This is a genomic window from Bosea sp. NBC_00550, assembly GCF_026020075.1.
Classification (GTDB): Bacteria; Pseudomonadota; Alphaproteobacteria; order Rhizobiales; family Beijerinckiaceae; genus Allobosea.
The window spans coordinates 1688427-1710786 of record NZ_CP102772.1; the positions used below are offsets into that span (position 1 = coordinate 1688427).

18 protein-coding genes are annotated in these 22360 nt (G+C 66.8%); 6 read left to right on the top strand and 12 right to left on the bottom strand.

Annotation, left to right across the window (positions count from 1 at the left end; genetic code table 11):
- Nucleotides 1–9 precede the first annotated feature (9 nt).
- The 8 genes from tssG to NWE53_RS08040 all read right to left on the bottom strand — a co-directional run bounded on the left by tssG (nucleotide 10) and on the right by NWE53_RS08040 (nucleotide 8553).
- Nucleotides 10–1074, bottom strand: a complete 1065-nt coding sequence (tssG, locus tag NWE53_RS08005) for a type VI secretion system baseplate subunit TssG (protein WP_442864990.1) — start codon at nucleotides 1072–1074, stop codon at nucleotides 10–12.
- Complete coding sequence (tssF, locus tag NWE53_RS08010; protein WP_265053805.1) at nucleotides 1071–3032, bottom strand: type VI secretion system baseplate subunit TssF; 1962 nt, start codon at nucleotides 3030–3032, stop codon at nucleotides 1071–1073. The genes tssG and tssF overlap by 4 nt, the downstream gene beginning before the upstream one ends.
- A 4-nt stretch (nucleotides 3033–3036) precedes the next feature.
- Complete coding sequence (locus NWE53_RS08015) at nucleotides 3037–3585, bottom strand: type VI secretion system baseplate subunit TssE (protein ID WP_265053806.1); 549 nt, start codon at nucleotides 3583–3585, stop codon at nucleotides 3037–3039.
- A gap of 58 nt (nucleotides 3586–3643) precedes the next feature.
- Nucleotides 3644–4126: an Hcp family type VI secretion system effector gene (locus tag NWE53_RS08020; protein WP_265053807.1), complete on the bottom strand. Its 483-nt coding sequence runs from the start codon at nucleotides 4124–4126 to the stop codon at nucleotides 3644–3646.
- Between the two features lie 136 nt (nucleotides 4127–4262).
- On the bottom strand, nucleotides 4263–5768 hold the full coding sequence (tssC, locus tag NWE53_RS08025) for a type VI secretion system contractile sheath large subunit (protein ID WP_265053808.1): 1506 nt from the start codon (nucleotides 5766–5768) through the stop codon (nucleotides 4263–4265).
- Between the two features lie 58 nt (nucleotides 5769–5826).
- Complete coding sequence (tssB, locus tag NWE53_RS08030; RefSeq protein WP_265053809.1) at nucleotides 5827–6357, bottom strand: type VI secretion system contractile sheath small subunit; 531 nt, start codon at nucleotides 6355–6357, stop codon at nucleotides 5827–5829.
- A 122-nt stretch (nucleotides 6358–6479) separates the two neighbouring features.
- Nucleotides 6480–7925 (bottom strand): type VI secretion system protein TssA, encoded by a 1446-nt coding sequence (locus NWE53_RS08035; RefSeq protein WP_265053810.1) that lies wholly within the window; start codon nucleotides 7923–7925, stop codon nucleotides 6480–6482.
- 70 nt (nucleotides 7926–7995) lie between these two features.
- Nucleotides 7996–8553, bottom strand: a complete 558-nt coding sequence (locus NWE53_RS08040; protein WP_265053811.1) for an OmpA family protein — start codon at nucleotides 8551–8553, stop codon at nucleotides 7996–7998.
- A 118-nt stretch (nucleotides 8554–8671) separates the two neighbouring features.
- On the opposite strand from NWE53_RS08040, the gene NWE53_RS08045 reads away from it, so the two are divergent.
- The 3 genes from NWE53_RS08045 to tagH all read left to right on the top strand — a co-directional run bounded on the left by NWE53_RS08045 (nucleotide 8672) and on the right by tagH (nucleotide 12603).
- Complete coding sequence (locus NWE53_RS08045) at nucleotides 8672–10531, top strand: type VI secretion system Vgr family protein (protein WP_265053812.1); 1860 nt, start codon at nucleotides 8672–8674, stop codon at nucleotides 10529–10531.
- A gap of 17 nt (nucleotides 10532–10548) precedes the next feature.
- Complete coding sequence (locus NWE53_RS08050; RefSeq protein WP_265053813.1) at nucleotides 10549–11097, top strand: DUF6931 family protein; 549 nt, start codon at nucleotides 10549–10551, stop codon at nucleotides 11095–11097.
- A gap of 117 nt (nucleotides 11098–11214) precedes the next feature.
- Nucleotides 11215–12603 carry a type VI secretion system-associated FHA domain protein TagH gene (gene tagH, locus NWE53_RS08055; RefSeq protein WP_265053814.1) on the top strand — a complete coding sequence of 463 codons (1389 nt, stop codon included), beginning with the start codon at nucleotides 11215–11217 and terminating at the stop codon, nucleotides 12601–12603.
- Nucleotides 12604–12625: 22 nt separating this feature from the next.
- Here the strand turns inward: tagH and NWE53_RS08060 are convergent, their stop codons facing one another.
- From NWE53_RS08060 to NWE53_RS08075, 4 genes are all read right to left on the bottom strand, one after another.
- On the bottom strand, nucleotides 12626–13576 hold the full coding sequence (locus NWE53_RS08060; RefSeq protein WP_265050007.1) for an IS110 family RNA-guided transposase: 951 nt from the start codon (nucleotides 13574–13576) through the stop codon (nucleotides 12626–12628).
- Nucleotides 13577–13995: 419 nt separating this feature from the next.
- Complete coding sequence (locus NWE53_RS08065) at nucleotides 13996–14349, bottom strand: RidA family protein (RefSeq protein WP_265053815.1); 354 nt, start codon at nucleotides 14347–14349, stop codon at nucleotides 13996–13998.
- Between the two features lie 62 nt (nucleotides 14350–14411).
- The gene (locus NWE53_RS08070) at nucleotides 14412–15200 is read right to left on the bottom strand and encodes a hypothetical protein (RefSeq protein WP_265053816.1); all 789 of its coding nucleotides are present in this window, start codon (nucleotides 15198–15200) and stop codon (nucleotides 14412–14414) included.
- Between the two features lie 68 nt (nucleotides 15201–15268).
- The gene (locus tag NWE53_RS08075; RefSeq protein WP_265053817.1) at nucleotides 15269–15769 is read right to left on the bottom strand and encodes a PAAR domain-containing protein; all 501 of its coding nucleotides are present in this window, start codon (nucleotides 15767–15769) and stop codon (nucleotides 15269–15271) included.
- 177 nt (nucleotides 15770–15946) lie between these two features.
- Between NWE53_RS08075 and tssK the strand changes: the two genes are divergently transcribed.
- Genes tssK through tssM form a run of 3 tightly spaced genes read left to right on the top strand, consistent with a single transcriptional unit; the run spans nucleotide 15947 to nucleotide 22359 of the window.
- Nucleotides 15947–17284: a type VI secretion system baseplate subunit TssK gene (gene tssK / locus NWE53_RS08080; protein WP_265053818.1), complete on the top strand. Its 1338-nt coding sequence runs from the start codon at nucleotides 15947–15949 to the stop codon at nucleotides 17282–17284.
- Nucleotides 17281–18720 (top strand): type VI secretion system protein TssL, long form, encoded by a 1440-nt coding sequence (gene tssL / locus NWE53_RS08085; protein WP_265053819.1) that lies wholly within the window; start codon nucleotides 17281–17283, stop codon nucleotides 18718–18720. Before tssK ends, tssL begins: the two co-directional genes overlap by 4 nt.
- Nucleotides 18721–18729: 9 nt before the next feature.
- Nucleotides 18730–22359 carry a type VI secretion system membrane subunit TssM gene (gene tssM / locus NWE53_RS08090; RefSeq protein ID WP_265053820.1) on the top strand — a complete coding sequence of 1210 codons (3630 nt, stop codon included), beginning with the start codon at nucleotides 18730–18732 and terminating at the stop codon, nucleotides 22357–22359.
- The last annotated feature ends 1 nt before the right edge of the window (nucleotide 22360 follow it).

Genomic DNA, 22360 nt, shown 5'->3' on the forward strand with positions numbered 1-22360 from the left:
TCGTCCCCTTCAGTGTCCGGCGGTCGCAGTGCGGCTTCGTTTCAGGCGCAGGCTTTCGGCGGGATGGAAGCGGGCGTCGCGGCGCAACGCGCCGGGCTCGACATCCCAGTTCGGCGCCATCCAGCTCGTCCAGCCGAGATGGCCGGATCGCCCGAGCCGCACCGGTTTCACCTCGCCGACCGGCAAGGCGAGCTCGACATCCCATTCGAACTGCTCGCCGAGATGGAAGAACACCGCATCGGCCAGCGGCTCGCAGCGGTCGCCGTTGGGCAGGAAGCGCTCGAACTGCGCGAGGTCGCCAGCCACGATCTTCACGCGGAACTTGTCCTCGACGCTATAGACGCTGGCCCCAAGCAGCGCGTCGCCTCCCAGCGTGCAATGTGCGCCGCCGAGCCGTGTCCGGTCGGCGGGATCGAAGACGAGCCGCATGCCGACGAACTGTTCGATCTCGACATCCGCCTTGAACAACCCCGCCAGGAAACGCCTGAGCCGCGAGGCCGATTTCGCCTGCGCGCCGATCAGCCCTGCATGGGCGAGCTTCTCGGCATCGGGAACGCTGTCCCGGCCGGCATAGGGCTTCGAGCCCAGCCCGACCGTGCTGCCGATGTAGGCGGCGAAGCGGTCGAGATCGGGCCGGTCATGCTGCGCGATCGGCCGCGAATCCGCCCAGGCTCGATAGAACAGCTGCAGGAAGCGGTGGTTGAAGATGTCGAGGAATCGCGGGAAGGCGTCGTCCCGCGCGATCTGCCAGTGGTAGGTCTCCTCGGTCGTCGCCAGCGGCAGCGCGCCCTGTGGCCCGAGCAGGCCGAGGAACTTGACCAGCAGCCGCAGACGCCCCTGCCCGTCGCGATCGGCCTCGGCGATGCTGGAGGCCGGAAAGTCGAGATAGGCCGGCTCGCCCAGCGCGACATATTCGTCCCGCCGCGCCGCGACGTCGCCGATCTTGCCCCGCTCCGGAAAGCTGCGCTCCAGCCGGCGCATCACCGCATAGAAATCGAAGCGCCAGGGCTCGGCCTCCAGCCGCGCCTGGTAGCTCGGCGCCTTCTCCAGCGGGTTGGCCGGTTCCTCGCTCACAGGATGCGCCTCGAACCGGCCCGCGGCGGAAAGCGCATGACTTCGCCGCGCTCCACCGTACGGATCACCGTCTGGGTGAAATGGTTCATCGCTGCGTATTCGGCGAAGAAGCGGTCGAGCGCCGCGCCCAGCAGGAAGACGCCCGAGCCTTCGAAGGCCTTCTCGTCGAGCAGCACGGTGATCTCGAGCCCGCGCGCCGCGCCCGTCCCCGCCCGCTGCGGAAAGCGCCGCACGACGGCCCGGCTGTCGACGCTCTTGATGCCGCGGATGCGCCGCTCGGTCGCGCTGTCGGCGAGGTCGGCGAAAAGCGAGAGCAGCTCCCGCAACGCCTCGCCGTTCTGGCCCGCACCGCGCTGGACGAGGCCGAGCTGGTTGAGGCTGAGCAGGTTGATCAACCGCCAAGTGACGACACCCGTGCTCGCCGTCTCCGCCCGCAGCTTGAGCTGGGAGACGATCGGCTCGCGCGGCGGCGTCGGCCCGGCAAGGCAGGAGACATCCAGCGAGACATTGTCGATCAGCCGGAAATCGGCCCCGCCGATGCCGGTCGGCAGATGCTCGGTCAGGTGCCGGTTCGAGCAGAGCGCGCGCACGCTGAGCTCGGCGACCGATGCGGTTTCCGAAAGGCTCGCCGGCTCGACCAGCGAGATGAACATCTCCGTACCCGTATAGTCGGAGGCGCGGCCCTGCCGACGCTCGGCGGAGGAGCGCCGGCGCGGCAGCCGGCGCTGCGTGTAGTGCAGGCCATGCACCGGCGAAGCGCCTTCCGGCGATGAATAGAGCGGATGGACCGGCTGCTTCTCGCGCCCGCCGATATAGTGGGCGTGGACCGAGAGAACGCTGTGCGGCTCGTAGTCGAGCGCCCGGCTGCGATCCGGCACGACATGGAACTCGTGCTGGTTCGTCTTCACCGGGATGCGGTCGGCCGTCTTCTCGAAGAGGTTGATCGCGGGCGCTGCGTAAAGCGCGAACATCTCCTTGCGCACGGCGCCCGGCAGCCGCGTATTGACCTCGTCGAAGACGAAGATCAGCTCGACCGTCTTCGCGGTGAGCTTCGGCAGGACCCTGTTCAGCCCCTCCAGCCGGAAGCCGAGGAACTTGCGCGGGAACCAGAAGAGTTCGCGCAGCAGCTCGAAGCCGCGGAAGACTCGCGTATCGGCCGGCAGCAGCGCCTCGTCTTCGTCGAAGCCGATCTGCTCGAGCCGGCAATCCTCGCCCGGCGTCACCACCGGATCGCCGAAGGCGTCGAGATGGCGGAAATGCAAGCCGATGCAGTTCGCGAAGAGCTGCTCGTAGAGCGCGACCGCGTCGCCCTCCCCGCCGAGGAGATGGAAGCTCAATTCGCGGGCGCGGCAGCCGGCAAACCAGCTCGCCGGATTCTTGAGCGCGTCCGCCGCGGAGGGCTCCTGCTCGCGATCGGCCATGACGCGATGGGTCAGCGTCAGGCGCAGGCCCGCCAGAGCGCGCGGACCGACCTTGAGACCGAGCGCCTGCAATGAGCCGGGTGCCGGGATGTACTCCGCCGCCGTAACCTCGAAGGGCCAGAGCATGATATCGGAGCCGAGGCGGTAGCGGCAGGCGACGCGGCGCTCGCGCTCGAGATAGGTCGCATCGACATAGGAGCCGCGCGGAATGCGGACACCCTCGCGAAGGCCGGGATCGGAATAGGGCGGCTCGATGCCCGCCAGCAGCGCCGAAGGCGTCGGTGCCAGGTAGTTCGGCAGCAGCTGCTCAAGCAGGTTGTTGGTGAACTCGGGAAACTCGTGCTTCAGCTTGAGCTGCACGCGGGCGGCGAGGAAGGCCGCGCCCTCCAGCAGGCCCCCGACCATCGGGTCCATGCGCTCGCCGGCGAGCCCGCCGAGCCGCTCGGCAATGCCGGGATACTCCTCGGCGAACTCCTTGCTGTGCTCCATGAAGAGCCGGAGTTCCTGGTTGTAGAGGTCGAGAAACTCCTGGTTCATCGCGTCAGCGTCCCTTGATCGCGATCTTGCCGGTGTCGAGCTCGAGATCGGCGACGAACTGCACGGGCACGTTGAGCGGCTCGCAGTTGAGGTCGGCCCGGACCAGGAAGCGCACCTTGAGTTCCGCCGGATCCACCGTCTGGTCGCGCTCCACGGCGATCGACTTGCGGATCAGGCGCGGCTCGTAGCCGATCAGCACATCCGCCAGATCCTCGCGGATCGCATCGACGCGGTGCTCGTCGATCGACAGCCGCGTCATGTCGGGGAAGCCGTGGTTGAGCACGGACCGGCGGACATGCTCCAGCCCCGAGAGATCGAGCGCGGAAGCCAGGTTGATCGTGTTCACCAGCGCGTCCAGATCGATGCTGATCTCGCGCCTGAGCTTCTGCTCGGTGATCGCCGCGCGCGGCGCGGCGCGGCGGTTCGCGATCACGCGTTCGCCGCCCTCGTCCCGCAGGTCGAGCGCGGTCCTCGCATCCTTTTCCAGATGCGCCTCCCGGAATGCGAACATCAAAGGCGGCCGCAGCCGCTTCTTCGAGATCGGATCGGCCATCATGTCCTGTCCGGCAGTAGTGCGCCGGTTCCGGAGACCCGGAACCGGCGCACTATCCTCACTTCGCGTTGGCCTTGATGTCCCAGGTCATCGTTATCGGCGCATCGAGCGCGCCGTCCTGCTTTTGCGGCTTATATTCGTATTTGATCTTCGCGTAGTTCAGCGAGAACTGGTCGGTCGGGATGCTGGTCCCGCCGGCCGCGTCGCCGGACTGGTAGCTCGACACCAGCAGGTCCTCCAGCGTCACGACATAGTAGTCCTGCTGCGTCTCGCCCTGCTTGCGGACATAGAGCACGGCCTTCTTGATGTGCTTGCCGCTGGCGCAGGACAGCGCCAGGTTCGCCGACGCCTTGCCGACCGACGAGGTGAAGTGAATGTCCTGGAAGCTCGCCTTGCCGGCGCCACCGCCGGCGTTGGATGCATGCGAGCCGGCATTGCTGACGCCCCAGGAGAAGGAATCGACCTCGATCGTGTCCTTGTGGTTCTTGTCCTTGCTTTCGCCCTTGATGCCATCGATCTCGAGCAGGAAGTCGCTAGCCATGTTTACCTCCAAGGTGGAATGTTGTGACGCTCGCTGGTGCGAACGGGTTTGGGGACGCACTTCTCCTGTCGCGCCGCCTCGACCGGCCGGCGCGCCGAAGATTCTCGTTGGCCATCACCTGCTGATCAGGTGAAGGTCACTGCTTGGGAGCTGGCAGTCGCGAGACCAGGCTCAGGCCGATATCCATGCCTTCGAGCTGGAAGTGCGGCCGCAGATAGAACTTGGCCGAGTAGTAGCCAGGGTTCTCCTCGTCCTCGAAGACGTCGATGCGCGCATCGGAGAGCGGGCGCCGCGCCTTCGTCTCTTCGCTGGAATTGACCGGATCGCCGTCGACATAGTCGGTGATCCACTCCTGCAGCCAGCGGCGCAGCGGCTCCTTTTCCTTGTAGGAACCGATCTTGTCGCGAACCATGCACTTCAGGTAGTGCGCGAAGCGCGAGACCGCGAACATGTAGGGCAAGCGCGCCGACAGGTTGTCGGAGGCTGTCGCCGCCACCCCGTCCGGCCCCGAGAAGGCCTTGGGCTTGTAGAGCGACTGCGCACCGATGAAGGCCGCCTTGTCGGTGTTCTTGCGATGGATCAGCGGGATCAGGCCGGATTTGGCCAGCTCCGCCTCGCGCCGGTCGCTGATCGCGATCTCGGTCGGGCATTTCAGGTCGATGCCGCCATCGTCGGTCGGGAATGTGTGGGTCGGCAGGTTGAGCACCTCGCCGCCCGACTGGACGCCGCGGATGCGGGTGCACCAGCCATATTCCTTAAAGGCGCGGTTGATGTTGACGGCCATGGCATAGGCCGCGTTCATCCAGGCGTAATTCTCGCCCTTGTGGCCGTCGGTGTCTTCCTCGAAGGCGAACTCCTCGACCGGCTCGGACTTGGCGCCGTAAGGCACCCGCGAGAGCACCCGCGGCAGGCACAGCCCGACATAGCGGGAGTCGGCCGCGTCGCGCAGGCCCTTCCAGGCCGCGTAGTCCGGCGTGTCGAAGACCTTGCCGAGATCGCGCGGGTTGGAGAGTTCCGTCCAGCTGTCCATGCCCATCAGGGTCGGCTCGGCGCCGGCGAAGAAAGGAGCATGCGCCGCCGCGGCCACCTTCGACAGATCGCGCAGGAGCTGCACGTCGGTCGGTACATGGCTGAAGTGGTAGTCGCCGACCAGGCAGCCGAAGGGCTGGCCGCCGAGCTGACCGAACTCCTGCTCGTAGACCTGCTTGAACAGCGGGCTCTGGTCCCAGCGCGCGCCGGGATAGGTCTTGAGATTGCGCGCCAGCTCGTTCTTCGAGACGTTCATCACCTTGATCTTCAACTGCGCGTCCGTCTCGGAGTTGAAGACGAGGTAGTTGAGGCCGCGCCAGGCGCTCTCGATCTTCTGGTATTCCGGTGCGTGCAGCACCGCGTTCATCTGCTCGGTCAACTTGGCGTCGAGCCGGGCGATCATCTCCTCGATCGTGTCGATGACGTCGCCCTTGATCAGGGTCTGATCCGCCAGCGCCTGGTTGACCAGCGTCGCGACCGCGTTCTCGACCTCGGTCGCCGCCCTTTCGGTCTTCGGTTTGAAACTCTGCTTCAGGACTGCCGAGAAATCATCGATCTCGCGGGTCTCTACAGCCGCGCCACCGGGCTGCTGGGTTTGTGCTTCCGCTGCCATTGCCGCCTCGCTTGCTTAACCGCCTGGCAGACCCGCAGCGGCGGGCCCGCACCCATGATCAATTCTGCTTCTTGTCCTCGGCAGGCTCGCTCTTGCCGAGCCTGTCCTTGAGGGTGGCCATCAGCTGCGGGTCGGCGAGCAGCGCCTTGATCTGGTCGCTCGCGGCCATCTTGCCGTCCATGTAGCGCAGCAGATTGGCGAGTTGCTCGCGCGCCTCCAGCAGCTTCGCCGTCGCCGGGATCTGGCGGGCGACCGCAGCCGGGTTGAAATCCTCGAACTTCGAGAACTTCAGCGCCACCGACAACTTCTCGTTGCTGTCGTCGCCGAGCTTGTTGGCGACGTTGAAGGACACGGCAGGCTCGATCGCGGCCATGCGCTGATCGAAATTGTCCATGTCGAAATCGAGGAACTTGCGCTGGGAGATTTCCGGCTTCTCGATCGCCGAGGCGTTGCCGGAGAGATCGGCCAGCACGCCCATCACGAAGGGCAGCTCGATCTTCTGCTCGGCGTTGTACGGATCCTCATAGGTGATGTGCACCCGAGGCGGCCTGTTGCGGCGGATGAACTTCTGTCCTGAATCCCCGGCCATGTGACGTGCCCCTCTGCATCCGTGCCACGCCGACGTAACGTGACATCCTATCCGTTTTCGTCCGTCATCGATATAGTCGCGCCATCGCGACGGAAGGTTCAAAGCAAAGGCAAAAAACTGACCTAGCTGTCGGTCTCCGGAACCTGAGCGACGTCTGGCAGGATATTGCCCAGAAGAGACATGAAATCATGCTGCGCCAGAGCGCAGGCCTTGTCCATCAAGAGCGGCGTCGGATGCGAGGGCTCGACCCGCCGATAGAAGGCGGCGACCGCCCTCATCGCGTCCACGGCCTCGCTGCGGCTGCCGATCGCGATAGCGGATGCTGCGACAGGCGGCGCGGGAGCGACCTCGATCGCCGCAGGCTCGCCGGCTTCGGCGTCGTCCTCCACCGCTTGTTCGTCATCGCCATCGTTTCCGTAGCCGCTATCCTCGGCCTCGTCGGCCGCTTCGGCGTAGCCCTGATCGGCTTCGCTCTCCGCCTCGTAGCCATTCGGCACCGGCAAGCGTTCGAGCGGCAGCCGAAACCGGCGCAATTCGCCGATCTCGATGACAGCCTTGTCGACATGCTCGGGAAACATGATCTGGATGACCTCGATCAGCGACTTTCCGATCAACTGCTGGGCTTGTCCGATCAGCAGGACCGCCGGGCTGGAAGGCTCGGTTTTGCGAAAGTAGCCGAGGCAGGCCGAGAGCGTATCCTTCACTTGGAGGATGTTCGAAACGCTGCCGGGACCGAAGCTTGCGGCGCTCGCTGCCGGCACCGGCGCGCCGCTCGCCACTGGCGCTGCACCGGCCGATTGATGGCCCGGAACGCGCCGCGCGACTGCAGCGTCCAGAAAGGCAGCGATCTGTTCCAGAAGCGCCGCCAGGCGCGGAAAGCCGAGCGGATGATCGACACCGACCTTCTCGAGCCAGACCATGCGCATGCGGGCGAGCGCATCGCGCGCCGCGCTGACATGGCCGAGAATCGCCGTCAGATCCTCCGGCTCGACATCGCCCAGCGCGGCCTGGATGGCTCCGGCATCGGGATGCTGCTCGCCCTCGACGAGACGGGTCTCGCCGCTGGCGACGAGCTGGCTGCGGAAGGCGAAAGGGCCGATCCGGCGGCTGACGAAGAGCGGCGCATGCTGCAGCGGCAACACCACGGTCGCCAGTTCGTCGAGCCCCTGGAGCGCGACTTCGCGCATGACGAAATCGCCGTCCATTGCCCGCGGATGCACTTCCTCCCAGTAATCGCCGAGGAGGCCCGCCATGGTTGAGAGGCTGGCCGCGAAACCCGGGACGTCGCGGTTGAGGATCGTCAGCTTCGCGCCGAGCACGAGCACGCGCAGGTCGCGCGAGCGCTCCAGCAGCTTGCCGAGATCGGCGAAGGCAGCCGGAAACTCGATGCCGCTGCGATCGAAAGCGACCTGCCGCCCATCATCGTCGCGGCGGAAATACGACGCCGGCAGCGCGACCTCGAGCCGCGCCGTGACATTCATGAAGTCGGTATCGTCCTCGAGATCCGGCCCGCAGGGTTCGTCGGCCGAAACCGGCTTCGTCAGTTCGGCAAAATTCAAGGCCGCCATCGCTCTCCCCGCTTGCAGGATCGGCGGCCCGGGCTGGCCCCGCGCCGCCTCGGCTGTCTGGCCTGGCTGGTTATTCGGTGCGCAGACGGGTCTCGACGCGGCGATTGTCGCCGGACAGCGGATCGGGCGCGATCGGCCGGCTCTGGCCGTATCCCCTGGCGACGAGCTTGGTGGGGCTCACGCCGCGATCCCCGAGATAGCGGACCACGGCCTGCGCGCGGCGCTGCGACAGGCTGAGATTATAGCCGGGCGTGCCGGCCGCATCGGTATGCCCCTCGACCATGAAGCTCTGGGCGGAGAGTTGCGGGGTCTTCAGCGCCTTGGCGAACTCATCGAGATTAAGCTTCGCCTCGGGCTCGAGCACGTCGGAATTGTATTTGAACTTGACGACGAGATCGAAGGCGCTCGGCGGCTTGGCCACCTCGACGACATGGCCAGCCTTGGCGCATTCGGCCTCGGTGCCGACGCACAGGCCGCGCGTCACCGCGGGCTTGGGCACAGCCGCCGGCCCGAAATGCTTGACGATGTCGTCGGCCTTGTAGGTCTGCGCTCCAGCCGTTGCGGCCATGGTGAGAACCCCGAGGCCGGTCAGAGCGACCAATGTGATGAAGCCGGACTGCTTGCGCATGGGAACCCTCCCGATAAGTTGCGCCATTCGGCGTATGAAGACTTTAGGAGTCGACGATGACTCTCCATGTTAGTTACGTCAAGGCAAAAATAGGTTCAATCGGCGAGAGGTTTTGTTGATGACTGCCAATCTAGGGCAAGGTCAAAGAACCGCGTCATTCACGACGCCGTCTGGCCAAGATAAATTTACACTTATCAAGTTCGAAGCCAGCGAAGCTTTGAGCGAGTTATTTACATACAACATCGAAGCGGCGAGCAAGACGGACAACGCCGACCTGCAAAGCATGATGAGCGAGAAATGCTCGATCAAGTTCACGCTGAAGAACAAGAGCGAGCGCGTGCTGAACGGCACGCTGGTCGACGCGCAGTGGCTCGGCCAACAGGACGATCTCTACATCTATCGCTTCACGCTCAGACCCTGGCTCTGGTTGCTCTCGCAGCGGGCCGACTGCCGGATCTTCAAGAACAAGAGCGCGATCGACATCATCAAGGAGATCTTCGGCAAGGAAGGCTCGGCGAGCTTCGATGACCGCACGAGCGAGACGCTGCAGCCGATCGACTACTGCGTGCAGTATCGCGAAACCGATCTGGATTTCGTGCTGCGGCTGATGGAGCAGTACGGCATCTATTATTATTTCAAGCACAGCGACGGCGACCACAAGCTCGTGCTCTGCGATTCCCGCTCCGCTCACGATCAGGTCACGGCCGCAGCCGAGCCGAGCTTCCAGGGCGATGCCTCGGCCTATTCGCTCGTCAAGCAGGGCAACCGCTTCCCGCACTCCCAGGTCGAGCACCTCACCCACTGGTCGACGATGCGCCGCCTGCGCACCGGCAAGTTCGAGCTCAAGGACTACGACTTCGAGAAATCGGAATCGGACCTGACCGCCCGTGCCGAAGAGGGCTTTCCCAAGGCCAAATCCTATGAAGCCTATGACTATCCCGCCGCCTACACCAAGCGCGACCAGGGCGAGCATTTCGCCCGCGTCATGGCCGAGGCCGAGCAGGCCAGGGACGACAGGCGCCATGCCGGTGGCGACGCCGCAAGCCTCTATCCCGGCGCCCTGATGAAGCTCGCGGACCATCCGGCCGGCACCGAGAATGTCGAGTACCTCGTTGTCCGGGCAACCCATGCCTTCGGCATCCAGAGCTATCGTTCCTCCTCCAGGCAGGACGAGGCGCTCTATCACGGCTCCTACGAACTCCAGAAATGCGAGCGGCGCTTCCGCGCGCCCATCGTCACGCCGCGCCCCACCGTCTACGGGCCGCACACCGCCAAGGTGGTCGGTGAGCGTAACCAGGGCGAGGAAGGCGACATCGACGTCGACGAATACGGCCGGATCTGGCTGCGCTTTCATTGGGATCGCGAGGACGGCTCGACCTCCTGCCGCACCCGTGTCGCGCAGATGTGGGCCGGCAAGGGCTGGGGCGGCCAGATCATCCCGCGAATCGGCCAGGAGGTGATCGTCGAGTACCTCGAGGGCAACCCCGACCTGCCGCTCGTAGTCGGCGCGGTCGTCAACGACCAGCACAAGCCGCCCTATGAACTGCCGGCGAACAAGACCCAATCGGGCCTGAAATCGGAATCGACCGATGGAGCCGGCTTCCCCGACACCTACAACGAGATCAAGTTCGAGGACCGCAAGGACCACGAGGTCTTCGAGATGCATGCAGAGAAGGACCACAAGGTGGTGGTCAACAACATCGAGACGCGCGAGATCGGCGAACGCTACCAGGACGGCGGCTATTCGCGAAAGACGACGCTCAAGAAGGGCGACGACAGGCTCGACGTCGAAAACGGCAAGATCGATGTCGAGGCGCTGACCGAGATCAACCTCAAGGTCGGCGAGAGCAAGATCAAGATGACGCCCGGCAGCATCGAGATCACCTCGCCGAGCATCAGGATCAAGAGCGTCGGCATGACCGAGGTGGGCAGCGATGGCACCGTCGTGATCAAGGCCCCCATGATAACGATCAACTGAGAATGGCCGGGGCCTCCATGTCACGCCTGCGCTTCAGCACCGCCCGCGAGGTGTTCGAGACCTTTCCCTCGGCGCACGAGGCCGTCACGATGCCGCCGACCACGGAGCCGCCGCTTGCCTTCCTTGCCCGGCTGATCAGGGGCCCGGCGCCGTCGGAGGCGGTCGGCTTCTGCGCCTTCCTGCTTCCGCGGCGCGAAACCGTCTGGTGGGCGCTGCAGGCCGTGCGTGCGATGCAGCCGCCCGGCACGCAGGATCCCGGCCTCGCCGCCGCCGAAACCTGGGTGCGCGAGCCCGGAGACCGCACCCGCTTCGACGCGCTGAAGCTCGCCCAAACGGGCGACCGCGCCCGGCCGGGCACCTGGGTCGCCTGGGCGGCCGGGTATTCCGGCGGCAGCATGATCGAAAGCCACGGCGTGCCCTGCCCGCCCGACCTCACCGCCAAGATGGCGCGCATCGCCGTGCTCAACGCGATCAATCGCCTGCCCTCACGCGACCGCGAGGGCGCATTGCATCGCTGCGTCGAAGCATGCATTCGTTTGGCTGAAGACGATGCCGGCAAGCGCTAGAGCATCGGCCCGAAAAGTGGGGCCCGGTTTTCGGAGAAAGCCGATGCAAAATCAAAGAGCTACAGCATCGGTCCGAGTACGATATTCGGTTCGATGCTGTAGAAGCGGTTCGCTACCATGGCGCTGACACTGACGATCGAGAACGAGACCTCCCTGCCGGATGGCGGCCCGCTGAGCGTGACCGCCAGCGGCGGGCGCGGCCTCGACATCGGCCGCGACCAGCATCTCGACTGGGCTCTGCCAGATCCCACCCGCGCCATCTCCGGCCGCCACTGCGAAATCCGCTTCCGCGACGGCGCCTGGTGGCTGCGCGACATTTCGACCAATGGCACTTTCGTCAATGGCGGCGATCATCGCGTGCAGTCGCCCTATCGGCTCCAGAACGGCGACCGGCTCGAAATCGGCCACTACGTCATCGCCGTCGTGATCGACGACGATGCCGGTCAGGCTCCGGCCCAATCCCTCGCCCCGCCGCCCTATGTGGCCCAGCCGGAATCGCTCTGGGCGGCGAGCGAGGAAGCTGCGCCGCCGATTTCGCGCCGGGAGCTGATGCCGCCCAGCCACGCTAAACCGGTCCATGCCAGCTTCATCGACTGGGCTACGGACATCCCTGTGCCCGATGCAGGGCCTCCTCCGCCACCGGCCACTCCGGGCTGGCCCGCGCCGGCCGCGCAAGGGGACGACTTTGCCTGGGCGCCGATGCAGCCGTCGCCGGTCGCCCCCGTCGAACCCATCGCGCCGATCCCGACGCCACGCCGCCCGGCCCCGAGCAGCGCGCCTGCCGCAAACCCCTGGGACGAGCCGGGCATCGACCCGGTCCCGGCCGATGCGGCAACCGAACCACAGCTGGCTCCTCCCCGGGCTTTCGCGCCCGAACCTCCCTTCGCAGCCGAAAGCGCCGCGCAGCCCGCAGCCGCAGCGCCGATCTCGATGGGCGAGTTCATGCAGCGCTTCGCCAAGGGCGCCGGCGTCTCGCCGCAGTCGCTGTCGTCGCAGGACCCCGGCGCCTTCGCCGAGCAGCTCGGCGGGCTGATGCGGCTGATCGCGGAGGAGCTCAAGGGCCTGCTCGCCGCCCGCGCCGAGAGCAAGCGCATCGCCCGCAGCACCAACCAGACGATGATCCAGGCGCAGGACAACAACCCGCTGAAGTTCTCGCCGACCGTCGACGATGCCCTGCAATTGATCTTCGGCCAGCCGCGCAGCGGCTATCTCGACGCCAGGCGCGCCTTCGACGAGAGCTTCCGCGACCTCAAGGCCCACCAGATCAAGACCTATTCGGCCATGCAGCATGCGCTGAAGATGCTGGTCGAGGACCTCGACCCCCAGGCGGTCGCCGAGAGCACCGCGCAGGACGGCGGCATCGGCGGCCTGATCGGCTCGCGCAAGCCGAAGATGTGGGACGCCTATGTCGCCCGTTGGGAGGCCAAGACAGCCCCTTACGAAAACGGGCTGGTCGACGCCTTCATGATCTATTTCGCCGAGTGCTACGACCGCGGCGGGAAATGACGGCCGGGTTATGCGGCCGTCATCAACTCAGTTTGTTTTGGTCTCTGACGCGGGCATTTGCGATGACGATGATGCGTCGCATGATTGCGGTGAGAGCGACGATTGGCTTTTTTCCGTTTGCGATGAGGCGTGTGTAGGCGTCGCGCATGGCGGGGTCGTGCCTTGCGGCGGCCATTGCGGGCATGAACAGGGCGGCCTTGATTTCGGCCCTGCCGCCTCTGGTTGGGCGGTAGGCGTCTCGACTGCCGCTCTGGTTTGGATGAGGAGCCAGGCCTGCGAGTGCGGCGGCCTGGCGCCGGCTGATGCGTCCGAGCTCGGGCATGAGTGCGATGAGGGTGGCGGCGGTGGTCGTTCCGATGCCGCGGATGGAGCGCAAGGCCTGCTCGCTTCTGTCGGTGCGGGCGATGGTGCGCAGGGTCTCGGCGATGGTTTGCGCCAGGGCGGCGATCTGGGCTTTGAGGCAGTCGTGCAGGGCCTGGAGCGGGGCTTTGACCGGTTCGATGCCGGGAGCGTTGAGCCGGTTGGTGCAGGCCGTTCTCTGGGCGACGAGATCGGCTCTGGTCCGCACCAGGACCTGGAGGCGCTCGCGTGCCGGGGCGGGCGCCTGCCAGCGGATCAGCCGAGCGTGGCGCTCGGCGCCGTAGCGGGCAAGCGCCCTGGCATCGAGCGCATCGCTCTTCCCGAGCGTCCCATAGGAGCGGATGAAGGCCTTGACCTTGCGGGCATCGGCGCGATGGGCCGGGCAGCCGGCTGAGACGAGCGCCGCCAGCAGGGCGTCCTCATAGCCGCCCGTCGCCTCGCAGACGACGAGGCAGTCCGGGCCGAGCCCGGCTGCGAAGGCTGCCAGGGCCGAAGCCTCGTTAGGGAGACTGCCGAGGGTGTCGCCGCGGCTGTCGAAGACGACGATCCCGGCCTTGCCGACATCACAGCCGAGGAAACGGGAGGGTTCAGGGACCGTGGTGCAAACCGGCATCGGGAGCTATCCTCGAAGGGCTTGTGATTGTCTGCGGGCGTTCGGCTCATGCGAAGAGGCCCTGGCAACTCACCAAGCGTGACAAGGAAGCGACCCGCAACCTCGATGACGACGGGCGAAAGCCCTGGCTCGGGACGGTCGACGAGTCGCGTCTGGTCCGGCCGGCCAGCCGGACCAGACATCCCGCTCACGCGGAACAAAACCTCAATACCCCATCACAAACAGACAATGCTCGGGCTTGACCCCAATCACCTCCACACCGTCATTCCGGGGCGGGCCGCAGGCCTGAGCCCGGAATCCAGAACCGATGCCGCCCATCGGAAGGGCGGCGGCATCCGGTCACTTCCTTGCCGAAGCGCATCGGTTCTGGGTTCCGGGCCCATTGCTTCGCAATGTCCCGGAATGACGAGAGGTATCCGTCAGCGCTTCGCCGCCACCGCTGTAATCTCGATGCCGTAACCGGGCGAGGCGAGCTTCGCCTCGACGGTCGCACGCGCCGGCGCATGGCCTGCCGCCACCCACTTGTCCCAGACAGCGTTCATCTCGCCGATCTTGCCGATATCGGTGAGGAAGATCTGGACGCTGAGGATGCGCTCCTTGCTGCTGCCGGCCTGCGCCAGCGTGTCCTCCAGCAGCGCCAGCACCTCTTCCGTCTGCTCGGTCAGGGAAGCGCCCTCGGTCTTCTCCGGCACATGGCCGGCGAGGAAGACGATGCCGTTGAAGATGGCGGCGTCGCAGTAGCGGGCGGCCAATCCGATGCGTTCGATGGTCATGGGCTTGCGTCCTGTCGCGCGAGAAAATGGAAGCGCCCGCTTGGCCCGCCCGTCCGCGTCGGTCAAGCCGTTGGCAGCGCCAGGATCTCGCGGATCGCCCGGAGCTGAAGCTGGCGCGGCTCCTCGTCCATAGCCGCCTTGTAGTAGCCGAGGATGCTGAGCTGCTCGTAGGTCGCCCAGATCGACTCGTCCTCGAAAGCGGCCACCCGCTCCTCCAGGTTGAGGATCATGCCGTATTCGACGCCGCCGGGCTCGCCATAGACGATCGGCGGCGGCGTCGGCTTGCTGCGCTTCTGGGCTTCTGCCGCGGCGAAGGCCGCGAGCGCACCGGGATGCCAGAACTGCTCGTAAGCGGCGACGATGTCTGTCGCCGCGTCGCCCCTCGTCGCCAGCACGCGCCGGCAGGCCGCTGCGAAGGCGTCGGTCAGGCCGTTCGCCTCGGCGGCCGAATCGGCCTTGTTGTAGTCGGCCCGCAGCGGCTCGACATAGCCGAAGAGGTTTTCGAGCTGCCGCGCCGCCGGCCCCGACAGGAACAGCCAGGGAAAGGCACCATCGATCGAGATCTGCCCCGGCAGCAGATGGGCGGCCTGCTCGCCGTCATCAGCCCGGAAGAACTGGCGCACGGCCGCCGTGCAGCTGACGTTCGGCACCGGCAGCATCGGCCGCTTGCGCCGGGCGGGATCGCGGATCAAGGCCATGAAGCACAAAGTCTCGGCGATGCGGCCGTTGCGGGCCGTGCCGTGGTTCAGCGCCCGACGCTGATCGGAGGAGAGCCGCTGCACGATCTTGTGGCGGAAGCGCTCGCTCTTGGCCTCCTGGCGATCGGGAACGGTCCGGTTATTCTTGCCCATCGCACCCACTGAAGAAGAAAATGCTTGAGGATCAGCCGCTTGCGCCGTTTTCCTGAATCAATTCGCGATCATCCGCCGATGATGACAGTCGGCAACCCTATGACGATCTTGTTGGGCGGGCCGAGCGCCTCGGTGATCGTGTCGCCCACCCGGCAAGCCGGCAGGTTGTTGATCAGCACGGTCTGCGAACCGTCGATGACGACGCCGGGCCCATGCGGCTGCGGCGGCATCAGGGTCAGGCAGTTATGGATGTCGGCGCCGCCCGAAGCGCCGGTGATGGTCGAGCTCATCGCCGAGAGCGCAGCCGTCTTGGCTGCCTCCTCCGCCGCCTTGGCGGCGGGCGCACCCGGTGTTCCGGCCGCCGCCAGCGTCGCGGCGGCAGCAACCTGAAGTGTCGTATCGGACGCCGCCTTGGCGGACTGGATGGCGGCTGCCGCGGCCGCCGGCACGCCGCGCCAGGCCGGCAGGCTGCCGATCAATACGTTGGGGCTGCCCGGCCCCGGCTGCAGGATGCCCGGCAGCGGGTGGATCACGGGGTCGAGGATGCGGGCGGCCGGTCCCTTGGGCATGCGTCGCTGGCTCCCGGGCGGATTCGTTGCTGTCAGCACTGCCGCGAAATTCTCGGCGCCGCATCCTTCAAGTCAATGACGGCGGCCCGCGCGCGAGGGGAATAGGATTCCCTTGGTGACGCTGGGTTACGTCCTCGATAAGCTCACCATGCCTGCCTTCGAGTGAGCGAGACCGGAATGTCGTGGTACAGCAAGGTCGTCTGGTCGGAAGGGCTTTTCCTCAGGCCGCATCACTTCCAGCAGAACGACCGCTATCTCGAAAATTTGCTGGAAAGCCGCGTCAGGACCATCTCGCCCTATCCATGGGGCTTCTCGGTGCTAGAGATCGACCGCGACCTCGCCCAGCAGAGCCGCATCGGCCTGCGCCGCGCCGTCGGCGTGATGCCGGACGGCACCCCCTTCGCGCTGCCCGACAACAGCCCCCTGCCGGCCGCGATCGAGGTGCCGGAGAATGCTGCCGGCCAGATCGTCTGGCTCTCGCTGCCGCTGGCCGCCGCCAATACCCGCGAGGTCGAGGACGCGCTGAACGGCTCGGCCAGCCGCTACGTCCCCGCAAACGAGATGCTGATCGATTCGACCGCCTCCCTGCGCACCGAGGAGGAGATCGACGTCGCCCATCCGCGCCTGACGCTGGAGCTGCGCAAGACCTCGAAGGCCGGCTATGTCGGCCTCGCGCTCGGCCGCATCCTCGAGGTGCGCGACCGCGCCATCCTCTTCGACGAGAAATTCGCCCCGCCGGTGCTGGTCTGCTCGGCCTATCCGGTGATCGAGGGCTGGCTCGACCGGGTCATCGGCTGGATCGACAACAAGCTGGAGGAGCTCGCCCGCTACGCCGCCGATCCGACGGCGGGCGGCGGCCTGCAGAGCGCGGACTACTTCGTGCTTCAGCTTCTCAACCGCAACATCCCCGTGCTGAAGCACATGCGCCGGTCGCGCTTCATCCATCCCGAGCGGCTGTTCACGGTCTTCCTTGCGCTCGCCGGTGAGCTCGCGACCTTCACCACGGCCGAGCGCCGCGCCCGCGACTATCCGGCCTATGACCACGACGATCTGGAGAACTGCTTCGCGCCCGTCGTGCGCGACATCCAGGATTTCCTCTCGGCCAATCTCGGCCGCCGCGCCATACGGCTGGAAATCATCGAACGCGCGCCCAACGCCTTCATGTCGACGATCCGGGATCGCAGCCTCGTCCGCAACGCGACGCTGGTGCTGGAAGTCGCGGCGCGCCGGCCGCTGACCGAGATCCAGGCGCAGTTCCCACAGCTCTTCAAGATCGGCCCCAACACCAAGATGAACGAGATCGTCCATGCCCATCTGCCGGGCATCAGCCTCGTCCATCTGCCGACGCCGCCGCCGCAGATCCGCGCGCTCACGGATCATGTATACTTCTACCTCGACCGCACCTCGCCGCTCTGGCCCGAGTTCAGCACGGCGAGTTCGATCGGCATGCATTTTTCCGGTGACTGGCCCGATCTCGAACTCGAGCTCTGGGCCGTTCTGGAGGGCAGGCGATGAGCGACGACGGTTCGTCCGACCCGTTCGGCCGTTCCGAACGGACCATCATCCGGCCGAACCCCGGCGGGCGCCGCGCGCCCCTGCCACAAGCTCCCGCACCGCCTTCACCCGCCGCGCCGCAAGCGCAGCCCTACGCCCCCCCACAGGTGCCCTCGCCCGGCGTGCCCGGCGGCGGCGACGAATGGATGTCGAACCCGGCGCCGATCCCGCAGCGCCCGCAGGTTCCCCCGCCTCCGGGAGGAGGCCACTCGCTGCCGCGCCGCGACCAGTTGTTGACGCCGAACGCGAACCCGCTGCTGCGCGCCGCCGGTCCGCTCCTGCTGCTGCTCGGGCGGATGCGCGCCAATCTCTCCAACGCGCCCTTCGCCCAGTTGCTGGGCCAGGTCGGCGAAACGATCGAGGCCTTCGATCATGAGGTCCGCGCCGCCGGCGTCTCCGCCGAGACCGCCCGCACCGCGAAATACGTCCTCGCCGCCACCGCCGACGACATCGTCCAGAACACTCCCGGTGACGACCGCCATGTCTGGACGCAGTACAGCATGCTCTCGCGCTTTTTCGGCGAGCGCACCGGCGGCGTGCGCTTCTTCGAGGAGCTGGACAAGGCCAAGGCCGACCCCTCGGTCAATTACGACCTGCTGGAACTGATGCATGCCTGCCTGGCGCTGGGCTTCCAGGGCATCCATCGCACCTCCTCCGGGGGGGCCAACAACCTGCAGATGATCCAGCGCAACCTCTTCGAGACGCTGCGGCGGGTGAAGCAGCCCGACCCCGAACTCTCGCCGCGCTGGCGCGGGCAGGCCATCGCGGCAACGGTCGCAGGCTTCAAGCTGCCGGTCTGGTCGGTGGCGGCGATCGCTGCGGTCGCCCTGCTCGGCATCTATTTCGTGTTCCGCGCCCTGCTCTCGGGCAATGCCGAGGCGGCCTCGACTGCCCTGCTCTCCGTCCACCCCAAGGGCGAGATCGGCATCATGCGCAAGGTCTTCGCGGCCCCGCCGCCGCCTCCCCCGCCTCCGCCTCAGCCGCCCAAGGTCTGCGCCGCCGTGCAGCCGCCGATCGTTTGCCTTGTCACGCCCAACGTCATCATCGTCCGCCTCGTCGGCATCACGCTGTTCGAGCCGGGCCAGGCGGCCGTGCGCGCCGAGTTCCAGCCGCTGATCGAGCGCATCGCCGCCGTGCTGGAGCAGGAGGGCGGCGCGATCAAGGTCATCGGCCATACCGACAACGTGCCGATCCGCACCGCCCGCTTCCCCTCGAACGTCGAGCTCTCGCAGGCGCGCGCCAAGGCGGTCGGCGACGTGCTGAAGACCAAGCTCAGCAAGGCGGATCGCATCAGCTTCGAGGGCAAGGGCGCGGACACGCCGATCGCGCCCAATACCGCCGCCGACGGCCGCGCCCAGAACCGGCGCGTCGAAATCCTGATCCAGCGTCAGGGCTAGGAGGCGCGCATGAACCTCGCCACCTGGCTCCGCATCCTCGCAATCCTCATCGGCGCGCTCGCGCTCGCGGCGCTGGTCTGGTTCGGCGGCCCCTTCCTCGCCTTCGGCGACGTCCGGCCCTTCGAATCCTTCTGGGTGCGCCTGCCCGTCGTCGTGCTGCTGCTGGTCGGGGCGCTCGGCTGGATCGCCTTCGTCGTCATCCGACGCCGCAAGGCGACCGCTGCGCTCTCCGAAGCGCTGGAGAAGGAGGAGACGACTGGCGACGGCGCCGCGATCTCCAATGCGATGCGCGACGCGCTGGCGACGCTCAAGACCGCGCGCGGCAAGGGCGGCGGCGACTATCTCTACGACCTGCCCTGGTACGTCATTATCGGCCCGCCCGGCGCCGGCAAGACGACCGCGCTGGTCAATTCCGGGCTGAAATTCCCGCTCGCGCGCGGCGCAACGCCGGCCGCCGTCGCGGGCTCCGGCGGCACGCGCTATTGCGACTGGTGGTTCGCCGAGGATGCGGTACTGATCGACACCGCCGGCCGCTACACCACGCAGGACACGGACACCAGGGCCGAGAAGACGAGCTGGTTCGCTTTCCTGGACCTGCTCAAGACCAACCGCCCGCGCCAGCCGATCAACGGCGTGCTCGTCGCGATCAGCGTCGAGGATCTGCTGACCTCGACGCCGGAGGAGATCGCCGCCCATGCCGACGCGATCCGCTCGCGCCTGCTCGAATTGCACGAGCGGCTGAAGGTCGATTTCCCGGTCTATGCCGTCTTCACCAAGGCGGACCTCATCGCCGGCTTCAACGAGTATTTCGGCGCGCTGACCGAGCCGCAGCGGCGCATGGTCTGGGGCCACACCTTCCAGACCGCCGACAAGACGCGCAACATGATCGGCGACGTGCCGCCGGAATATGACGCGCTGATCGAGCGGCTGAACGAACGTCTCTCAGACCGGCTGCAGGACGAGCACAACCCGACATCCCGCGCCCAGATCTTCGGCTTCCCGAGCCAGATGGCCACGCTGAAGCGTTCGATCGTCGATTTCCTCACCCGCGTCTTCGAGCCGACGCGCTACCACGCCAACGCCACCCTGCGCGGCTTCTATTTCACCTCGGGCACGCAAGAGGGAACGCCGATCGACCAGCTCATCGGCGCGCTCTCCCGCAATTTCGGCTCGGATCATGCCGGCGCCGCCGCCTTCTCCGGCAAGGGCAAGAGCTATTTCCTCACCGACCTCATCCAGAAGGTGGTGATCGGCGAATCCGGCTGGGTCTCGACCGATCTCGGCGCCGCGCGCCGCTCGACCATGCTGCGCATCGCCGGCTTCGCGACGGTCGCGATCTTGTCGCTCGCCGCGCTCGGCCTGTGGTGGACGAGCTTCTCGCGCAACAGCGACCTCATCACCGCGACCAATTACGGCCTGTCCGACTATCGCAGCGCCGCAGCCCCGGTCCTTCAGGAGACCACCGTCTCCGACCGCAATTTCAGCCGCATCCTGCCGCTGCTGCACAAGCTCCGGAACATGCCGGCGGGCTACGCCACCCAGAACGAGCCGACGCCGACGCTCGCCACCCTGGGCTTGAGCCAGCGCGACCGCCTGCAGAACGCGACCGAGATCACCTATCAGCAGGCGCTGGAGCGGATGCTGCGCCCGCGCATCATCTTCCGGCTGGAGGAGCAGCTCGAGGCCAACGCCAACAATCCCGGCTTCGTCTACGAGGCGTTGAAGGTCTACATGATGATCGGAGGCCAGGCGAAGATGGACCGCGACCTCGTCACCTCCTGGATGCGCCTTGACTGGGCCGAGAACCTCTTCCCCGGCCCCGCCAACGCCAAGGGCCGCGAGGCGCTGGAGGAGCATCTGGCCGCGATGCTCGACCTCGACGAGGGCTCGGCCGAGCCGATGGTCAAGCTCAACCAGTCGCTGATCGAGCAGAGCCAGCGCACCTTGCGCCGCCTCAGCATCGCCGAGCGCGCCTATGAGCTGCTGCGGACGCAGGCGCGCGGCGAGAGCCAGAAGGATTGGGTCGCCTCCCAGCGCGGCGGGTCCGATGTCCGCCTCGTCTTCGAAGGCAGCGGCGGAGAGGACCTCGACCAGATCCGCGTGCCGTATTTCTACACCTATGACGGCTTCCAGACCGCCTTCATCGGCCGGCTCGGCGACATCGGCGACCGAATAGAGAAGGAGCGCTGGGTGCTGGGCGAGAATGTCGACCAGCAGGCGATCACCGCCCAGTACGCGACGCTCTTCCAGGACCTGATGAAGCTCTACGCCCGTGACTATGTCGCCGGCTGGCAGCGCGCGCTGAAGCGGCTGAAGCTGCGCCCGCTCAACGCCGACAAGCCGCGCTATGTCGCGCTCAGCGCGATCTCGGCGCCGACCTCGCCGTTCAAGCAGGTGTTAGAATCCCTGCGCGACGAGACGCAGCTCACCAAGGAGCGCCCGAACGCGAAGAAGGCCGTGGCGCAGGCCGCCGCCGCTGCCGCGGCACAGACGCTTGACCAGCGCGCGAGCCAGGCGCTCGGCCGCCTCGGCAGCAATCTCCCGCTTGCCGCGCCGGGGGTCGATCGCGTGCTTGCCGGCGGCAGGGACCCGGCGCTGGGGGCCGACATCGAGGGCCAGTTCAAGCCCTTCCACGTGCTGGTCGACGGCGATCTCGGCCGCCGGCCGGTCGACCAGCTCCTGCAGACCTTCTCCGAGATCAACCAGAATCTCGCCACCGCCGCGACCAATCCGGCGCAGTCGGCGGCGGCGAATGCCGCGCTCGTGCCGCTGATCGCGACCTTGCGCGCCAACTCCTCGCGCTACCCTGCCCCCTTCGACGGCATGATCATCCAGGCGGTCAACGACTTCGAGGGCGATGCCACCGGCGCGACCGTCGCCCTGCTCCGGCAGGCGCTGGCCGAACAGGTCACGCGCATCTGCACCGAGGTGATGAACAACCGCTACCCCTTCACCAAGGCCAGCACCCGCGACGTGCCGCTCGCCGATTTCGCCCGGCTCTTCGCCCCCGGCCAGATCATGGACAAGTTCTACAAGGACCGGCTGGAGCCCTTCGTCGACACCTCCAAGCCGCAATGGAGCTGGCGCGTCGACAGCCGCGTGGCGCGCGCGCTGTCTCCCACGACCTTGCGTGAATTCCAGCGCGCCAGCGAGATCAAGGACGCCTTCTTCCCGACCGGCGGCAACCTGCCCTCCTTCCAGATGGTGGTGACGCCGACCGCGCTCTCGGCCGATGCCGCCAACGCCAAGCTCGAGATCAACGGCTTTACGGTGACGAGCCAGCAGGGCGTCAACACGCCGACGCCGGTGATGTGGCCGGGCGGGGGCGTCGGCAAGACGGCGATCACGCTGACGCTCGGCGGCGGCAGCGGCAATTCCGGCGGCATGTTCGGTGGCGGCTTCTTCTCCTCGGGCTCGCAGAATGCCGCGCAGGGCGAGGCCAAGCTCTTCGAGAAGGACGGCACCTGGTCCTTCTTCCGCCTGCTCGATGCCGGCTCGGTGCTGAAGCAGGGCGACAATGTCGGCTTCACGCTGAACGGCGGCGGCCGGCAGGTCGGCTATTCCTTCGGCGTCGGCTCGCTCAAGAACCCGCTGATCCTGCCGGCGTTGCGGGAAATCCGCTGCCCCGCGGGGATCTGAC

Excerpts from the sequence above, each read along its gene's own strand:
- tssF (WP_265053805.1), bottom strand. The coding sequence starts at position 3,032 with ATGAACCAGGAGTTTCTCGACCTCTACAACCAGGAACTCCGGCTCTTC.
- NWE53_RS08015 (WP_265053806.1), bottom strand. The coding sequence starts at position 3,585 with ATGGCCGATCCGATCTCGAAGAAGCGGCTGCGGCCGCCTTTGATGTTC.
- NWE53_RS08020 (WP_265053807.1), bottom strand. The coding sequence starts at position 4,126 with ATGGCTAGCGACTTCCTGCTCGAGATCGATGGCATCAAGGGCGAAAGC.
- tssC (WP_265053808.1), bottom strand. The coding sequence starts at position 5,768 with ATGGCAGCGGAAGCACAAACCCAGCAGCCCGGTGGCGCGGCTGTAGAG.
- tssB (WP_265053809.1), bottom strand. The coding sequence starts at position 6,357 with ATGGCCGGGGATTCAGGACAGAAGTTCATCCGCCGCAACAGGCCGCCT.
- NWE53_RS08035 (WP_265053810.1), bottom strand. The coding sequence starts at position 7,925 with ATGGCGGCCTTGAATTTTGCCGAACTGACGAAGCCGGTTTCGGCCGAC.
- NWE53_RS08040 (WP_265053811.1), bottom strand. The coding sequence starts at position 8,553 with ATGCGCAAGCAGTCCGGCTTCATCACATTGGTCGCTCTGACCGGCCTC.
- NWE53_RS08045 (WP_265053812.1), top strand. The coding sequence starts at position 8,672 with ATGACTGCCAATCTAGGGCAAGGTCAAAGAACCGCGTCATTCACGACG.
- NWE53_RS08050 (WP_265053813.1), top strand. The coding sequence starts at position 10,549 with ATGTCACGCCTGCGCTTCAGCACCGCCCGCGAGGTGTTCGAGACCTTT.
- tagH (WP_265053814.1), top strand. The coding sequence starts at position 11,215 with ATGGCGCTGACACTGACGATCGAGAACGAGACCTCCCTGCCGGATGGC.
- NWE53_RS08060 (WP_265050007.1), bottom strand. The coding sequence starts at position 13,576 with ATGCCGGTTTGCACCACGGTCCCTGAACCCTCCCGTTTCCTCGGCTGT.
- NWE53_RS08065 (WP_265053815.1), bottom strand. The coding sequence starts at position 14,349 with ATGACCATCGAACGCATCGGATTGGCCGCCCGCTACTGCGACGCCGCC.
- NWE53_RS08070 (WP_265053816.1), bottom strand. The coding sequence starts at position 15,200 with ATGGGCAAGAATAACCGGACCGTTCCCGATCGCCAGGAGGCCAAGAGC.
- NWE53_RS08075 (WP_265053817.1), bottom strand. The coding sequence starts at position 15,769 with ATGCCCAAGGGACCGGCCGCCCGCATCCTCGACCCCGTGATCCACCCG.
- tssK (WP_265053818.1), top strand. The coding sequence starts at position 15,947 with ATGTCGTGGTACAGCAAGGTCGTCTGGTCGGAAGGGCTTTTCCTCAGG.
- tssL (WP_265053819.1), top strand. The coding sequence starts at position 17,281 with ATGAGCGACGACGGTTCGTCCGACCCGTTCGGCCGTTCCGAACGGACC.
- tssM (WP_265053820.1), top strand. The coding sequence starts at position 18,730 with ATGAACCTCGCCACCTGGCTCCGCATCCTCGCAATCCTCATCGGCGCG.